Raw genomic sequence first — 17,051 nt, forward strand, 5'->3', positions numbered from 1 at the left:
AGATTTCAAATATAAAAACTAAATTGCACATCAATTAGCAGTCCGATTCGTAACTGAATTAGACTGCTTCTTTTTGTTGATATATATAGGGATAAATAAAACATACGGAAAATTCCCAATGAATGAACCCTTTTTAATTGGAGGGTTTATTCACAAGCTAATTGTTATACCGATTAGTGGCAGCAAATGTTTTATAACCAGCAGGAGGCGGTGTTGATATTTGAGAGGCAGATAAATTGTGAATAATTTCTGATTGCTATTTCTTTAATAAGGGGAGTGTTTTCTGTTATCCTGCTGAATCGGAGTATGTTCGGGGGGATATAACGGGAATTTTTTCCGTTAAGGGAAGATAAAATGGTCCATTTGAATGCTTTGGAGTAAATAGGGGGGAATGGTTCCCTCTATTTACTCTATATTTCTTGCTAACTCCTCAATAAAAGAAATTTCTCTCCTTATTTTAGTAATTTAGTTGATTAAATTATTGTATATTCCAGGATCGCTACCTGGGCTTATCTTGGGAAAATAAATGCTTATAACTTCTGTCGCCAAGCATTTTTCTATTTTGATTCTCTTGCTTCTTAATTTTGGGGCGAATCAATATACGAAAAGTAATGTTCATTCATATTTTGTACCTCAAAACAGAACCCTATAGCATCCAGTAGGAGCGTCTGCGACGAGAGGCATACCGGCATCCTGCTGAATGAGAAGTCATGTACGGGAACCAACTGCGTATAAAAGTGAGAAATTTCTTTGAACGTTTTTTCCTCCTATGCGTCTTATCATTAGAAAAACAAAAGGAGGAAACAAACATGCAGGAACTTCAACAAGCATTACAAACAATAAACTGGGGTCTGATTGCCCCGCTCATCATATTGCAACTTATCCTTATGGTCTCAGCAGTCATCGACCTGATCAGGATAAAGCACACAAACGGACCAAAATGGATCTGGCTTCTGGTCGTATTGTTCATAAACCTGATCGGTCCGATCATCTACTTCATATTTGGAAGGAGACAAAATGGATGAACGTACTTGAAGTGAAAGCACTTGAAAAGAAGTATAAAGAAAAGCATGCAGTCAAAGGGATATCCTTTCAACTTGAGAAAGGGAATTGTACTGCTCTCATCGGCCCGAATGGTGCAGGCAAAACGACCACTTTAAATATACTGACGGGACTGACGCCGCCGACAAGCGGGAGTATCACAACTCCTGAGCATTCTGGTGATATCCGGTCAATCATTGGATATCTCCCTCAATATCCCTCTTTCTTTGAGTGGATGACAGGAATTGAATATTTAACGTTATCAGGTGAAATCACCGGGCTGTCAAAGGGGGATTCACGTCAAAGAAGTGAAGAATTACTCACGGTCGTCAACTTGAATGAAGGAAAAAACAGAAAGATCAGCCAATATTCAGGCGGTATGAAGCAAAGGCTCGGGATTGCCCAGGCTCTTATTCATCAACCCAAGCTCGTGATTCTTGATGAACCTGTTTCCGCACTTGATCCGTTTGGACGCAGGGAGGTACTGGATCTTCTGAACGAATTAAAAAAACAAACGACGATTCTGTTTTCAACCCACATACTGAATGATGCAGAGCAAGTATGTGATGATGTCCTTTTTCTATACGACGGCAAATTGATCGAGCAGGGGCCGTTGTCCGATATAAAGGCGAGGCATCAGACGTCAGCCATGAAGCTTGAATTCAAAGGAAGAGCGGAACATTACAAGAATATTCTTCAGGGGTTCGAATGGATCAAACAGATAAAAGAAGAAAAAGAGTCTCTGATTATCGAAGTAGAAGATTTGGAAGAAGGAAGAAGCCGGTTATTCCGCCTGATTGCCGAAGGGAACTGGCCGGTAGTGCGCCTTGAGAGCAGCGATCAAAGTTTAGAGGAACTTTTTATGAAGGTGATGAGATAAATGAAGGTTGCATGGGTTTTATTTAAAAAAGAGATGTTTGAATCCGCCCGTAATTTCAAGTGGCTCTGGATGCCGATCGTATTCATCCTGTTTGGGGTCACCGAACCTTTAACCGCATATTATCTGCCCGATATTCTAAAGTCTTTGGGGGATCTGCCCGAGGGAGCAGTGATAAAGATCCCGCCTCCTTCTTCGGCAGAAATCCTTATGTCCACCATTGGCCAGATGAATACGCTGGGAGTGCTTGTAATCGTCCTTGCTTTCATGGGGATTGTCTCAGGCGAGAGGAAAAGCGGTGCTGCAGCGATGATTCTTGTTAAGCCGGTGTCCTTTCATGCGTATATATACTCGAAATGGGCAGCGGCACTTCTTCTTATATGGACTTCCTATATCCTTGGTCTCGCTTCCACCTGGTATTATATCAACTTATTATTTGAGAATATATCCCCGGCGGCTTTCTTTCAGTCACTGGCCGTATTCGGCATGTGGCTGACGTTCTTGTTGACGGTGCTCTTATTCTTCAGTTCATTGGTTAAAGCATCCGGGTCAGCAGCTTTCTCAGCGGTAGCGGTTTCCATTATCCTCAGCTTTTTATCCGGGTCGCTGCCAGATAAGATGAAATGGTCTCCTTCACGGCTTTCTTCCTACATTCCGGAAATAGTGAGCGGTCAGGGATGGACCGGCGATCTTACCATTGCCATGCTGGGTACCGGGGGATTATGTCTGTTATTATTGATACTGACTCCGATTTTGTTTAAACGGAAAGAACTTACGTAAATCGCTAAATAAGGGGACTTTATATGACGAGGAACCGGGCAGGAATACTGATGATCGAGCAAAATAAAATCGCTGTTATTAAAAGGACCATTGGAAAAGATGAATATTTTGTCATTCCCGGTGGCGGGGTGGAAAAAGGTGAATCATTCGAAGAGGCTGCCAGGCGTGAAGCAGAAGAAGAGCTTGGCATCAGAGTGGAAGGTCTTTCTCTTGCACTGGAATTTGAGCAAAATGGTTCCCAAAAGTATTTTTTTGGAGGAAAATATATAGGTGAATTGGGCCGTGGGAGAGGGGAAGAATACCGGTCCGGTAAAGGAACTTATCTTCCGTGCTGGATTGATCTGCATCGGCTGAAAGATGTGGTGCTTTATCCGCAGGAAGTAAAATTATATCTGTTACAACAGTGACCAGGAGGTATTATTCATGATGATTGACCAAACAGGACTTGTGCTTGAAGGCGGAGGAATGAGAGGCATATACACTGCAGGGGTCCTTGAGTACTTTCTGGAAAACGATTTGCATTTCCCTTATGTTACGGGCGTTTCTGCAGGAGCCTGCAATGCGGCGTCCTATATTTCCAGGCAGGCAGGGAGAAATAAGAAGGTGAATATAGGTTTCATCCGCGATCCAAGATACTTAAGCTGGAAAAATTATTGGAAGACCGGAGAATTATTCGGTATGGATTATGTTTTTGACGAAATCCCGAATAAACTGGTTCCTTATGATTATAAAGCTTTTCAATCCAGTGAAACCGAGTTTGTCATTGGCGCCACAGATTGTCACAGCGGGAAACCGCGTTACTTTTCACGAAATGATTATGGGGAAGACATATTGACGATCATAAGGGCATCAAGCTCTCTTCCTTTTTTTGCGCCAGTTGTGGAATACGGTGAATATCATCTCCTTGACGGGGGAATCAGCGATCCGATCCCCATTCACAAAGCGGAAGAAGATGGTTTCAAGAAAAATATAGTGGTTCTCACCCGGAATAGAGGCTATTACAAGAAGCCGTCTCGTTTCTCATTCTTTATCAAACGAAAATACCCTCATTACCCGGAACTTCATAAAACCCTCATGAATCGCTATCAGGTGTACAACCAGACGGTGAAAGAGCTCGAGGAAAGAGAGAAAGAAGGAAAGGCCCTCATCATCCAGCCCCGGCTGCCTTTAAAGGTAAGCAGGATTGAAAAGGACCCCAATAAGCTGGATGAATTGTATGAGCAGGGATATGAGGATGCAAAGAACAAGCATAGTGATATCCTGAAATGGGCCGGAATCGCTCCCGCTGAAGCAATCCGCTCGTAAACTGTGGATTCATGCTTTAGGCTGACGAGTGTAGAATCAAATATAGCATGTGAAAAAGAGTGCCAAATCACATTGATTTTGCCGCTCTTTTTTATTTCAATATGTTCCTTGCCGAAAGTCACTGAATAATATCGAACTAAAATACCTGGTTCTCCGGCTAATTTAGTTAAGGAATATTTTGTGTGGAATATAAATGAGAAAGTAGCATGGTTGGGTGTCTGTTTAAATGTATAGATAGGTGTCAGCCTCTCCAGCATTTGATTGGAGTGGAAGAATTATGGGTCTTTTTTTTATTCTCCAAACATACATATGGTAATGATTCGTGGAAAGGACGAGCATTCATGAACCTTTATCATATATACAAGAACGAACAGCACACATTGCTTTATCATGGTATCATGTATTTGCTGATTGGCGTCGGTATGCTCCTGGTGGTGGAAGAACTTTTTTACTTTCCGCTGCTGTTTTTTATACCCGCCATGACGAACCTCTATTTAAGCCGCAGCATCAAGAAGGAAATCAGGAAGTCAACCCGCCTGTTTTATGAGGAAATTCCGGTTTCAAGCCACTCACTCATAGGCGTAAATACGAAAGAAGCCTTCTATTACCTAAAATCAAATGGCTGGTCCAGTTATTCTCTTCAGAGGACCTCCCTCATCGATAGTCCCAAGCAATATGTTTTTCAGCGAAAAGATAAAATGCCTATCACTCTTTATAAGTGGAGCAGACGGGTCATCATTGCCCATGAGGAAAAAAACATAGAATACAGACTCAAATATCACAGTTTGACAGCGGTGGAATGGGTAAATGAAGAAAATGGCGAGACGATCCTTTTGTATAAAGGGAATAAGAGGTGGATATTGAATTATAAAGGAAAAAACCGGCTCTCCCTGCAGAAAGGCTTCCTTCCGCAAAGCTTCCAAAGACTGTTCGACAGTCATCACAGCCATGTTACATTTTTTGAAGCTTATTCAGAAGCGGATGACTGGCTGCTGGTATTCTTATGGCTTGTCGATTCAGATTATTTTCTTACTTCATAGTCATCGTTTTTAAGGGATTGGGAATCCTATTGAGATACTGGAGGTGAGGATATGAATGCAAGTTATAAAGAATGCCTGGCTGCCTTGAGGAATTGCATGGAGGCATGCAACGTCTGCTATCATGCGTCCTTAAAGGAAGAACAGCGTATGATGCAATGCATTGAATTCGACCGTGAATGCGCCGGCATTTGTTCATATGCAATCAACGCAATCCAAAGGAGCAGCAAGTTTGTGTCCGGCATCCTTGCACTTTGTGCTGATATCTGCGAGGCATGCGGTAAAGAGTGTGATTCACACGACCACAGGCATTGCAAGGACTGTGCCGCAGCATGCTTCCACTGTGCCGAGGAATGCAGGAAACTTATTTAAATGAAAGGAATGTTTCCTAAAAGGAGGGACATTCCTTTTTGATTTTTTGGTCCAAATGGTCCAAATTTTTAATGATATGAGTATCGAGAGTGAACTCTGGAAGAAAACTATGATAGAATAATGTTAATCGAATATGGTTTCCTTCGGGGCAGGGTGGAATTCCCTACCGGCGGTGATGAGCATAGCGCTCTCAGTCCGTGACCCGGCTGATTAAGGTCAGACGGTGGATTTGGTGAAACTCCAAAGCCGACAGTGATAGTCTGGATGGGAGAAGGAAAGGCAGTATTTATTGATGGGAAAGCAGAGAACCATAGTGATTGGATTTTTCTGAATAGTATCATTAAATATGTTTATTTGTCATGCCAATCTCCCCAAGTTATTTTTCTTGGGGTTTTATTTTTATATAGAGAGAGGAGGTATACTTATGGAACAAAAAGATTATATGCAGCTTGCGCTTACAATGGCCGCGGCCGCCAAGGGACAGACATCACCGAACCCGGCAGTGGGAGCCGTCGTTGTTAAAAATGGTGAAATTGCAGGGATGGGTGCCCATTTAAAAGCCGGAGAAGGACATGCTGAAGTCCATGCTATTACTGCAGCAGGTGAAAAGGCAGATGGTGCAGACATATACGTCACCTTGGAACCGTGCTCCCATCATGGCAGGACTCCGCCGTGTTCACAGCTTATCATCAAGAGCGGAATCAAAAGGGTGTTCATTGCCACGACAGATCCGAATCCGCTTGTGGCCGGAAAGGGAATAGAGCAGCTCCGGCAGGCTGGAGTAGAGGTTCATATAGGGGAAGGCCGGGAAGAAGCGCTGGAACTCAATAAAGATTTCTTTCATTATATGAAGAATCAAACCCCCTATGTGACGCTGAAAACCGCCGTTACCCTTGACGGCAAGACTGCTGCTGCTTCAGGAGACAGTAAATGGATCACATCTGAAGAATCAAGGCTCGATGTCCACTATGATCGTCACCGGCATGACGCGATATTAGTCGGAGTCAATACAATCATCCGCGATAACCCGCAGCTTACCACCCGTTTGCCCCAAGGTGGAAAAAACCCCATTCGAATTATTTTAGATAATACCCTTAGAACACCACTTGAGTCCAATGTTGTAAGAGATAAAAAAAGTAAGACCATAATCATAACAAGTAATTCCGTCACGGAAGAGGATAAATCCCCTTATCTGCAAGAAGGGTGTGAAGTGATAACTCTTCCGGGGAAACGGATCGATTTGCAATCAGTATTAAAAGAATTAGGCAAGAAGTCAATTCAGTCCGTATATGTAGAGGGCGGATCATCGGTCCATGGATCTTTTCTTGAACAGAAAGCTTTTCAGGAACTTATCATCTATATGGCGCCAAAGCTCATCGGCGGCAGGGATGCACATACCAGTTTTGGCGGGAGTGGAGTATCTGCCATTACGGAAGGTCTTGAAATGAATATCGTTTCCATGAAAACACTCGGGCCTGATATAAAAATAACGGCTCACCCAAAAAAATACTCCAATATGAAAGAAGGCTGATGAAGTGTTTACCGGAATCATAGAGGAAATCGGGAAAATCGATCAAATTAAAAAAGCTGCGGCGTCGATGGTGCTTTCCATATCTGCCCGCAAAATTTTGAAAGATGTCCATATCGGGGACAGCATAAGCATAAATGGAGTATGTTTGACGGTAACGTCTTTTACTGACAGCAGATTTCAAGTCGACGTGATGCCGGAAACATTCGAGGCGACGACACTCAGGGATTTGACGGCCGGGTCTCGTGTGAATCTCGAGAGAGCAATGGCAGCAGGCGGACGTTTCGGCGGCCACTTTGTCAATGGGCATGTTGACGGTATAGGAACAATCAAAAGACTCGAACAAGTTGAAAATGCCGTCTATGTTGAAATATCTGTACCGAAAGAACTTTCACCTTATTTCATTATGAAGGGGTCCGTTGCGATCGACGGCACATCCCTGACTGTATTTGGACTGAGCGATGATTCCATCACAGTATCACTCATCCCTCAAACGCGGGGAGATACGATCCTGGGTCAAAAAAAGACAGGCGATAAGGTCAACGTGGAATGCGATGTCATGGCCAAATATTTTCAACGATTTTATGAACAGGCACAGCGAAAAGAAAGTAGTAAAATCAGTTATGAATTCTTGAGTAATCACGGATTTGCTGATTAACAGAGGAGGAATTTCAGATGTTTCATACAATCGAAGAAGCAGTAGAAGATCTGAGAAACGGGAAAGTCGTCATCGTAGTTGACGATGAAAATCGTGAAAATGAAGGAGACTTCATTGCCCTTGCTGAAAAAGCGACGCCTGAAGTCATAAATTTCATGGCGAAGGAAGGGAGGGGCCTTATCTGCGCTCCCATTTCAGAAGAACTCTCAACCCGTCTGAAACTTTCTCCGATGACGGATGAGAATACTGATCCACATGGAACTGCGTTTACAATCAGTATTGATCACCGCTCTTCGACGACAGGGATCAGTGCTTTCGAAAGGTCGGAAACCATACAGCAGCTTCTGAACCCTTTGTCACAGCCGGATGATTTCAAGCGGCCTGGACATGTATTCCCGCTGGTTGCAAAAAAAGGCGGCGTGTTGAAACGGGCAGGTCATACTGAAGCAGCCATTGATCTCGCATCGATTGCCGGATCCAAGCCGGCCGGTGTCATTTGTGAAATCATGAATGAAGACGGCACAATGGCAAGAGTCCCTGAATTAATGAAGATTGCTGAAAAATGGGATCTCAAAATCATTACAATCGAAGAATTGATCCGCTACCGGCGCAGCAAAGAAAAACTTGTCACACGCGAGGTCGAAATCGAACTGCCGACTGAGTTCGGACAATTCAAAGCGGTTGCCTATACGGAGAACCTGACTGGAAAAGAGCATATCGCACTCGTCAAAGGTGAATGGAAAGAAGATGAAGACGTGCTGGTAAGGGTGCACTCAGAGTGCCTTACAGGTGATGTCTTCGGTTCGAACCGATGCGACTGCGGTCCGCAGCTCGCCACGGCGCTTGCCCAGATCGAAGAAGCAGGGCAGGGGGTCCTGCTGTATATGAGGCAGGAAGGACGGGGCATCGGCCTGATCAACAAATTAAAAGCGTACAAGCTGCAGGAAGAAGGGTTTGACACGGTTGAAGCCAACCATAAACTCGGCTTCGGCGCAGACCTGAGGGAATATGGCATCGGTGCTCAGATACTAAGGGATTTGAACATAAAGCGCATCAAGCTGTTAACGAATAATCCAAGGAAAATCGCAGGCATAAAAGGGTACGGATTGGATATCGTCGATCGTGTGCCGATACAGATCCCGGCCAAACTGGAAAATGAAAGGTATCTGAAAACAAAACATATAAAACTGGGTCATTTATTAAAATTCTAATTCTAAAATTTATGGAGGAATGAAAAATGAAAACAATTTACGAAGGTAATTTAGTCGGTACAGGTCTGAAAGTAGCAATCGTGGTATCAAGGTTCAATGAATTCATCACATCCAAGCTGCTGGGCGGGGCTGAAGATGCACTGAAGCGCCATGGTATCGAAGAAAATGATATCTCTGTCACATGGGTTCCGGGTGCATTCGAAATCCCGATGATCGCCAAGAAACTTGCGCGTTCCGGTAAATATGATGCCGTCATCACACTTGGAACGGTCATCCGCGGAGCAACTGCCCACTTTGAATATGTAAGCGGGGAAGTAGCCAAAGGAGTGGCCGGCCTTGCGCTGCAAGAAGATATCCCGGTCATCTTCGGAGTACTGACCACTGACACGATCGAACAGGCAATCGAGCGTGCAGGTACAAAAGCAGGAAACAAAGGATGGGAAGCAGCCGTTTCGGCGATTGAAATGGCGAATCTGGTTCGTGAAATAGATAAATAATTAATATTGATAAAAAGCCGGTGCCATTTGGGAACCGGCTTTCTTTTTGTGAAGTGAGTAGGGTGTTGTCCGGTAGCAAAAAACGGGTTCACGGAACTATATCTTCCCTATACGGATGGATTCACCTCGAAAACACCCCTCTGGTGTTACCTGGATATTTCCAAATTCAAAAATACATACCACTTTCAACATTTGCGTGCCATTTTTGAAAAATACGATCCACTTTCCAGATTTACGTGCAACATTTGTAAAATGTGTTCCACTTTCCTCATTTTTCTACCAACTTATTGAAAAATCTTTACGTTATCGTCATCAAGTCAGGACTAAGCGGTGGCGGTCTCCTACAATCATATTCAACTTCATTCATTCTGAACATCTTCAAGCCCCGCATAGACGGACAGCTAATTGAAACCATGGAACGGGCGTGTGACAGCATACTAAGATATCATTATTCCATACGCAATAATAGTACGGCCTCAAATTATTCTTATTGGCAAACCCCCTCGTTTTTGCTACAATAATATCTTGTGGCTCACCCTTTTGGGGATTGAGCGGGTAGGGAGAGGGCAGTTTTATAGGAAGATTATATGAAGGAACGTAAAGGTATTTTTCAGTTAAAGGATCATGGTACCTCGTTCAAGCAGGAGATAATGGCCGGTGCAATCGGATATTTTACGATTGTGTACATTATCGCAGTAAATGCACTCATTCTTTCTGAAGCTGGAATTCCATTCGAAGGGGCAGTTATGGCAACCATACTGGCTTCCTTTGTTGGGTGTTTGGTGATGGCCTTCTGGGCGAATGCGCCAATTCTTCTGGTTCCGGGAATGGGCATCAATGCGATGTTTACATTTACGCTGGTGAAATCTTCAGGTTTGACGTGGGAGGAAGCTTTAGCTGTCGTCGTTGTTTCCGGGATACTCTTCATGATCATTGCGTTTACGAAGCTTTCAAAAGTATTATCGGAAGCCATCCCAAAAACATTAAAAGAGGCTATCACGGTCGGTCTCGGAATGTTTTTAATGTTCATCGGCCTTGAAAAAGGCGGTCTGATTCAAAGAGGGGACTCAGCCCTCATCACGATCGGTGACTTTGGTGAACTTAAGGTGCTCGCTACCGTGCTCACCTTTTTGGTTACGATTTTCCTTTTTATCCGCAACGTAAAAGGACAGTTTTTATGGAGTATCGCTTTTGGTACATTGCTTGGTTTCCTATTTGGAATCGAGCCGTCCATATCCGGCAGCACATTTCACTGGAGTGAATACGGGCAGGTGTTTGGACAGATTTCATTTGATTCGATCATGAGAATCCCGTTTTGGATTGCAGTGTTCTCAGTGACAATGGTTTTGGTATTTGAGAATATTGGCCTGATCCACGGTCATGTTGATATGATCGGTCAGCCTCATAAGTATCCGAAAGCCTTCCAGGCAAATGCATTTTCAGCATTTACATCCGGATTCTTCGGAACTAGTCCGACCGTTGCAACGGTTGAAAGTGCAGCAGCGATGACAGCCGGGGGAAGGACGGGATTAACGTCTCTGACGACAGGGGTTTTTTTCCTTGGATCCGTTTTGTTCATTCCTTATTTGAAATGGATCCCGGACCATGCGATCGCTCCGATCCTCATTATCATCGGCGGATTAATGATCCAGAATATCCGTCATATGGATTTAAGGGATCTGACGGAAGCATTTCCGGCTATCTTCATCATTGCGATGATTCCTTTCACTTATAGCATTGCAGACGGCATAGCCATTGGATTCATCATGTATCCGATCTTAAAAATGGCTACCGGTAAAGCGCGGGAAGTATCGATTCCGCTTTACATCATTGCCGGATTATTCCTGATGAACTTCTTTGTTCATTCAATACATTGATAGATTACCAAAAAAAGAGACGGCATCTTGTCGTCTCTTTCTTCTTTTCTAAAATAAGAAAGCAACACTATATGACAAAGGACACGTAATACACCCGTGAATATACAAATAATGTAGACTTTCCACAAATTTCTTGATATTATGAAGGGAAAATGTATCTAAATAACCATTTTTAACACATATATTGGTTCAAAGCGTGAATAAAGGCAGGGGTGGAAAGAATGGAAGTGTTTGTGGCGAGGCAGCCGATTTTTGATGTGAATGAGGAAAAGGCAGCCTACGAGCTTCTATATAGACAAAGTCAAATGAATATGTTTCCTGATATTGATGGGGACACAGCAACAGCCGATGTCATCATTAACAGTTTCCTGAACATAGGAATAGATTCACTGTCTTCGGGTAAACCATGTTTTATCAATTTTACTGAAAATCTATTGAATTTAAAGGTACCTACATATTTTAATCCAAGTCAGATTGTGGTGGAGATTCTGGAATCGGTAGAACCGAGCAGGAATGTAGTGGACATCTGTCTGGAACTTAAAAGACTGGGATACAAGGTGGCATTGGATGATTTTATCTTCAACGAATCGAATCCTTATTGCAAGGAGCTTATGAAGGCTGCCGACTATATCAAGGTCGATTTCCTTGCAACAACCGGGGAAATGAGAAGAAGGATTGAAGTGTTGTCTCCGCTTCTCGGTTATAAGATGATCGCGGAAAAGTTGGAAACCGAGCAGCAGTACCGGGAGGCAAGGGAGAGGGGATATCATTACTTCCAAGGGTACTTCTTCAGCAAACCGAAGATCATCGCATCCCATGATGTTCCCGTATATTTTCATTCCTACTATTCCATCATTCAGAGTCTTGAGATGGCAGAACCAAGCATCGATGTCATCAGCGGCCTGATCGAGCAGGATCTCTCGCTTTCTTATAAACTGTTGAAATTGATCAATTCACCGGCGTATAGACCGAAGCATAAAATTCATTCTATACGGCAGGCGATCGTTTTGCTCGGTTTGATGGAGATAAAACGGTGGATATACGTCCTGGCGGTCAGGGAACAGGCAACGCGCAGGGAGAAGATGAAGAATGAAGTAATTTCCTTATGCCTGATAAGGGCAAAGATGTGTGAGCTCACTGCAAAGAAGTTAACGGGCAAGGTCAATGCGTCAAGCTATTTTCTGACCGGGATGTTCTCCCTGATGGATGCCATCCTATCTGTTCCGATGATGAAGATCCTTGAGGATTTGCCATTGAACGATGAAATATGTGATGCATTGATTGGAAACTCCAATGAGTTGAAGGATATGCTTGAATTGGTCATTTCTGTCGAGAAGGCTGAATGGGTGGACCTTGATGAAAGAATGGCTGTGTTAAATCTGACACAGCAGGAAATTTCAGAAAGCTATCAGCAGGCATGCCTTTGGGCAGAAGAGCTGCTCACACATGAACTTACCCATTGATCGCTCACCAGACAGGTTTATAAACGCCAGGCTTCAGGAATTTCCTCTGCGGTTTGATATAACGCTTTAACTCCATAAGCAGGAGACGCTGGATTTTTCTTGAACTGACTTGCTTCGCGATGTCAGCAGGAAACGGGTATATACCCATTGAATTAAATCGGACCCTGAAAAGGCCTTCGTGAAGAAGGTCTTTTTTTTCGTTGAAGATCCTGCAAAAGGTGAGAACGTCGAGGGAATCATACTCATCCCCGGCATCACTGACCTGCTTCACTTGAAATCTGAATTGTAATTCCTCCATATCATTTCCACCCCGCTCATGATCTTCCTGCTTCACAATTGAGCATTCAACTTAGTAAACTGATAGAGAATAGAACAGTACATTGCCAAATGAATTCGTTTATGGCAAGCTTAGTATAAATTATTTTAAAATCACTGTCAGCTGTTGATTACAAAGGATTTCTAATCCGACATTAGACTTATCCAAATGATAAAGAATAGTTTGGCAGATTGCAAGTAACGGGGGGCTTCGAGATGAAACTAAATGTACTTAAATGCCATGGTTCCGGGAATGACTTTTTACTGATTGATGAACTGTCCAATCCTTACACTTTTACAGAAGAAGAAAGACAGAACCTGGCTTTGTCGTTATGTGACCGGCAAAAAGGGATCGGTGCTGATGGAATCCTGTTCGTTCTTGAGAGCAAGCGGTGCGACGCTGTCATGAGGGTCTTTAATGCAGACGGTTCTGAAGCTTCCATGTGCGGCAATGGGCTGAGGTGCGTGGGAAGATATGTGTGTGAATTAACAGGAAGGGATGCAATCGTCATCGAAACGATGAAGGCTGATTTGAAAGTTGCATCAGCACCCAGCATCTATGACGACATCCCTACTTATAATGTAGAAATTTCACCGGTTTATTTCGAACTGGATAAAGTACCGATGAATATGGAGCATTCACAAGTGATCGATCAAAAGATCCCTGAAATATCCGATCGTCTTCAATTCACGGTATTGGCCGTACCAAACCCGCATCTGATCAGTATGGTGGAGGCAGCCAGCATCATTTCAAATGAACAGAAACAGATTTCAGAAACGGTCAACGGTCCAAACAATCTTTTCCCGGACGGGGTGAATGTCAGTTTTGTTCACGAGATTGAAAGAGGGTCCATCTATGTCCGTACATTTGAAAGAGGAGTAGGTTTCACGAATGCGTGCGGTACAGCAATGTCCGCCTCAAGTCTTGTCACATGCCTTCTCGGCCGAAATGAACCAGGCGAAGAAATCGAGGTTTATAATAACGGCGGAAAGGTACGGGTGGTGGTGAACCGTAAAGAAACCGGTGAGTACTTCATGGAATTGATCGGTAATGCCACCTATCTGTTCGAAGCTGAACTCCAATTAACCTTATCGCAGCCTGAAAACTTCGAAATATTATCTCAAACAGACCTAAACGAAGAAGCGGCCTATGGACTTCTTCAAGATCACGCCAAAAAAGTCGTCGATCGCAAGATATTCACAAGTGCATAAAGAAGTGAGCCTGGACAGATGCGTCCAGGCTTATTTTTTAGAGTTGCCTTGCAGGAATGAGATCACTTCATTAAAGGGCTGCTGCTCCTTAACACGGTCGAACTCACGGAAGGGGCAGCCGAGCTTTGTTAACCGCCTTAACACTTCTTTCATCGTAAACTTCTCGGGAGTCAACTCTTCGTTCACTTCATGCCACCACAGCGGCGCAGCCACCAGGGCTTTGTCATTCCCCCGCAATGAATAAGGGGCGATGATCGTTTTTCCTTCAGCATGCTGAATGTAATCCACGTACAGCCGGCCTTTCCTGTTCTTTTTCAACCTCTCGATTGTGAAGTCATCGGGATAATTGGATACAAGGTAATGAGCAATGAATTCCGTGAAAACCCCGGTGTCTTTCCATGAATAACCCGGCGGCAGCGGAATATAGATCTGAAGGCCTTTGTTCCCTGAAGTTTTAACAAAGCTCCTTAAGTTCAAGCCCTCAAATAAGTCTTTCATGACAAGGGCTGCCTTCACTGCAAGGGAAAACTCCTCCCTGCTTGGCGGATCTAAATCAAATACAATTTCATTGACATCCCCTTGCCCCGTTTTCTGAAAAGGGATGTGAAACTCCAGTGCCAGCTGGTTCCCTAGCCAAATGAGTGTCTCCAAACCATTGCAGATGATATATTCAATCCCGTCCTGTCTATATGTCTCCACAAATTCAGGCGCATAATCAGGGACATTCTTTTGATAAAAAGAGTCTCCGTACATCCCATGGGGGTAGCGGATACAAGTCAATGGACGGTTGCCCAGAAAAGGAAGCATGACAGCTGATACCCGGCGGAGGTACCGGATGACATCCAGTTTAGCAACAGGCGGTTCTTCCCATAGAGGCTTGTCCGGATGCGTGATGACTACGTTATACGGAAGGCTTGCTTCATTCAGTAAGAACCTTTCCATCGTACACTCTTCAGGCCGGGTCGAGAACATGAATTGGTTGAAATGCGGCTCCCTTAATTGATCTTCGTGCCAATTCAGATATAGAACCTCCACGCATATAGACGGTTCGATATAATAATGACTGCCTTCTTTACGGGAATGATTGGCTTTGATGATTTCTTTCAGCGTCCTTTTCTCATCGGGTGAAATACCAAAATGAAACAATCCGATTTTCTTAATTTCTTCTCCTTCAAATACGCCTATGTGAAAATAATCATTTGACACATCCACGGAAGTGATAAAACATAAGCATTTTTTCCAGTTTTTTATTTTCAGCCATGCCTGACTCCGTTTTCCCTCTTCCCAATTGCTGTTGAGTAGCTTTGCTACTACCCCTTCACCTTCTTCTTTTACGACATTCCCCCACACTTCACTCCATTCTTTATTGGAGGGAATCATCTGGATGGAAGCCGGGTTTGCAGGATCTGGAGCAGTCGGGATGCCTTCATCGGAAAAAAGCTTTTTTAGGGCCTGTTTCCGTTCCTTATAAGGGGAATCCTCCCATCGTTTCTCCCCGCTTTGTAATAGATCAAACGCTAGAAACTTGACGGGTCTCGCTTCTGCTGCATCCTTGATTTTTTGTTTGCTTTTCATCCTTCCCCTGATTTGCAATTCAAAGAATTCACTGCAGAATGCCGAACGCAGCATGACTATCTCACCATCAAGCACAAGGGGGAGGGGAAGGGAAGCGGTTTGAAGCAAATCCGCTATGTATGCTTTGATTTCGGGGAAATGAGGCAGTAAATTTTTGTTGTTTCGGCTTGTGAGTGAAATGACGCCTGATGCATCAATTTTTAAAATACCCCTGAAGCCATCATATTTTACCTCATAGCTCCATTTTCCTTTATGCGGAGCTTCAGTTGTGAGAGTCGGCAGCATCGGTCTCATTGGGCATCTCCTTGACTGTTTTTGTATAGTGTTGCCGGGAAACCCGCTGATTATTTCCAGATGTTTTTGTGAATGAAGCACTGGAAGTAATTAAAAGATAAAGCTAACAGGATTTACTATTAATAAAGGAGGGTATTGTAATGCATACAGTTTGGAAAGGTTCCATCAGTTTCGGGTTGGTAAACATCCCGATCAAATTGCATTCCGCAACCGAGGACCGGGATATTAAGCTTCGATCTCTTCATAAAGAATGCCACACACCCATCAAATATGAAAAAGTCTGCCCGGTCTGTGATAAAGAAATCGATAATAAAGACATTGTAAAAGGATATGAGGTGACAAAAGGGAAATTTGTAGTATTGGAAGAGGACGAGCTGAATGCAATAAAAGAAGCAAATGACGAAAAAGCAGTTGAGATATTGGATTTTATTAAAATTGACGAAATCGATCCGATCTTCTATGACAGAAGTTACTTTGTTTCCCCTAATGACGGCGGGAAGAAGGCTTATTCACTTCTCAGGAAAGCATTGGTGACTTCAGGGAAAGTCGGGATCGCCAAAATTACGATGAGATCGAAAGAACAGCTGTCCGTAGTCAGGGTCTATAATAATACGCTTGTGATGGAAACGATTCATTATCCTGATGAAGTGAGACCGTCGAAAGACGTACCGAATGTACCTGAGAACGATGACATTTCAGAAAAGGAACTGGAGACTGCAACCATGCTGATCGAACAATTGACTGCCGAGTTTCAGCCTGAAAACTATCACGATGAATACCGTGAGAGGCTTAGTCAGCTGATTGAATCGAAGCAGACGGGGGAAAAGGTTGTAACGGCCAAAGAGAAGGCTCCAAGAGAAAATGTGACGGATTTGATGGCAGCACTGCAGGCATCAATCGATTCAACGAAGCCGGATAAAAAGGAAAAACAGGAAAAGAAGAAAACAGAAAAAAAGAAACCCGCAAAAAAGAAAGCAACAACCAAAAAGAAAAAAGCACAATAAATATT

17 protein-coding genes and 1 riboswitch are annotated in these 17,051 nt (G+C 43.6%); of the genes, 15 read left to right on the forward strand and 2 right to left on the reverse strand.

All coding sequences use genetic code 11. From position 1 onward, the window contains the following. The first annotated feature begins 809 nt into the window (after positions 1-809). The 13 genes from BHE18_RS11770 to BHE18_RS11830 all read left to right on the forward strand — a co-directional run bounded on the left by BHE18_RS11770 (position 810) and on the right by BHE18_RS11830 (position 12,646). Positions 810-1,025, forward strand: coding sequence for a PLD nuclease N-terminal domain-containing protein (locus BHE18_RS11770; protein WP_071618747.1), 216 nt, complete (start codon positions 810-812; stop codon positions 1,023-1,025). Then, complete coding sequence (locus BHE18_RS11775; protein ID WP_071618748.1) at positions 1,022-1,921, forward strand: ABC transporter ATP-binding protein; 900 nt, start codon at positions 1,022-1,024, stop codon at positions 1,919-1,921. Before BHE18_RS11770 ends, BHE18_RS11775 begins: the two co-directional genes overlap by 4 nt. Next, complete coding sequence (locus BHE18_RS11780; RefSeq protein WP_071618749.1) at positions 1,922-2,698, forward strand: ABC transporter permease; 777 nt, start codon at positions 1,922-1,924, stop codon at positions 2,696-2,698. 23 nt (positions 2,699-2,721) lie between these two features. Then, positions 2,722-3,105 (forward strand): NUDIX domain-containing protein, encoded by a 384-nt coding sequence (locus BHE18_RS11785; RefSeq protein ID WP_071618750.1) that lies wholly within the window; start codon positions 2,722-2,724, stop codon positions 3,103-3,105. Between the two features lie 19 nt (positions 3,106-3,124). Further along, on the forward strand, positions 3,125-4,003 hold the full coding sequence (locus BHE18_RS11790) for a patatin-like phospholipase family protein (RefSeq protein ID WP_071618891.1): 879 nt from the start codon (positions 3,125-3,127) through the stop codon (positions 4,001-4,003). Positions 4,004-4,344: 341 nt separating this feature from the next. Next, positions 4,345-5,043, forward strand: coding sequence for a hypothetical protein (locus BHE18_RS11795; protein ID WP_141771861.1), 699 nt, complete (start codon positions 4,345-4,347; stop codon positions 5,041-5,043). 51 nt (positions 5,044-5,094) lie between these two features. Continuing rightward, complete coding sequence (locus tag BHE18_RS11800; RefSeq protein WP_071618752.1) at positions 5,095-5,412, forward strand: four-helix bundle copper-binding protein; 318 nt, start codon at positions 5,095-5,097, stop codon at positions 5,410-5,412. Between the two features lie 135 nt (positions 5,413-5,547). Further along, a riboswitch (FMN riboswitch) is annotated at positions 5,548-5,692 on the forward strand. Between the two features lie 144 nt (positions 5,693-5,836). Continuing rightward, positions 5,837-6,943 (forward strand): bifunctional diaminohydroxyphosphoribosylaminopyrimidine deaminase/5-amino-6-(5-phosphoribosylamino)uracil reductase RibD, encoded by a 1,107-nt coding sequence (ribD, locus tag BHE18_RS11805; RefSeq protein WP_071618753.1) that lies wholly within the window; start codon positions 5,837-5,839, stop codon positions 6,941-6,943. Between the two features lie 4 nt (positions 6,944-6,947). Then, positions 6,948-7,598 (forward strand): riboflavin synthase, encoded by a 651-nt coding sequence (gene ribE / locus BHE18_RS11810; protein ID WP_071618754.1) that lies wholly within the window; start codon positions 6,948-6,950, stop codon positions 7,596-7,598. Between the two features lie 17 nt (positions 7,599-7,615). Beyond that, complete coding sequence (locus BHE18_RS11815) at positions 7,616-8,809, forward strand: bifunctional 3,4-dihydroxy-2-butanone-4-phosphate synthase/GTP cyclohydrolase II (RefSeq protein ID WP_071618755.1); 1,194 nt, start codon at positions 7,616-7,618, stop codon at positions 8,807-8,809. Between the two features lie 26 nt (positions 8,810-8,835). Further along, on the forward strand, positions 8,836-9,306 hold the full coding sequence (gene ribH, locus BHE18_RS11820; RefSeq protein WP_032088047.1) for a 6,7-dimethyl-8-ribityllumazine synthase: 471 nt from the start codon (positions 8,836-8,838) through the stop codon (positions 9,304-9,306). Positions 9,307-9,893: 587 nt separating this feature from the next. Next, positions 9,894-11,183: an NCS2 family permease gene (locus BHE18_RS11825; protein ID WP_071618756.1), complete on the forward strand. Its 1,290-nt coding sequence runs from the start codon at positions 9,894-9,896 to the stop codon at positions 11,181-11,183. Positions 11,184-11,404: 221 nt separating this feature from the next. Continuing rightward, on the forward strand, positions 11,405-12,646 hold the full coding sequence (locus tag BHE18_RS11830) for an EAL and HDOD domain-containing protein (RefSeq protein ID WP_071618757.1): 1,242 nt from the start codon (positions 11,405-11,407) through the stop codon (positions 12,644-12,646). 4 nt (positions 12,647-12,650) lie between these two features. On the opposite strand, the gene BHE18_RS11835 is transcribed toward BHE18_RS11830, so the two are convergent. Continuing rightward, entirely contained in the window at positions 12,651-12,944 is a 294-nt protein-coding gene (locus tag BHE18_RS11835) for a hypothetical protein (RefSeq protein ID WP_071618758.1), read from the reverse strand. Between the two features lie 233 nt (positions 12,945-13,177). Here BHE18_RS11835 and dapF point away from each other — a divergent pair, with 233 nt between their 5' ends. Then, positions 13,178-14,173, forward strand: a complete 996-nt coding sequence (gene dapF, locus BHE18_RS11840; RefSeq protein WP_071618759.1) for a diaminopimelate epimerase — start codon at positions 13,178-13,180, stop codon at positions 14,171-14,173. Between the two features lie 30 nt (positions 14,174-14,203). Here dapF and BHE18_RS11845 read toward each other — a convergent pair whose 3' ends face one another. After that, positions 14,204-16,042, reverse strand: coding sequence for a DNA ligase D (locus tag BHE18_RS11845; RefSeq protein WP_071618760.1), 1,839 nt, complete (start codon positions 16,040-16,042; stop codon positions 14,204-14,206). Between the two features lie 140 nt (positions 16,043-16,182). Between BHE18_RS11845 and ku the strand changes: the two genes are divergently transcribed. Then, a complete protein-coding gene (gene ku, locus BHE18_RS11850) occupies positions 16,183-17,046 on the forward strand; it encodes a non-homologous end joining protein Ku (protein ID WP_071618761.1) in 864 nt (287 codons plus the stop codon). Positions 17,047-17,051: the final 5 nt, after the last annotated feature.

The organism is Rossellomorea aquimaris (assembly GCF_001877785.1).
GTDB lineage: Bacteria > Bacillota > Bacilli > Bacillales > Bacillaceae_B > Rossellomorea > Rossellomorea aquimaris_A.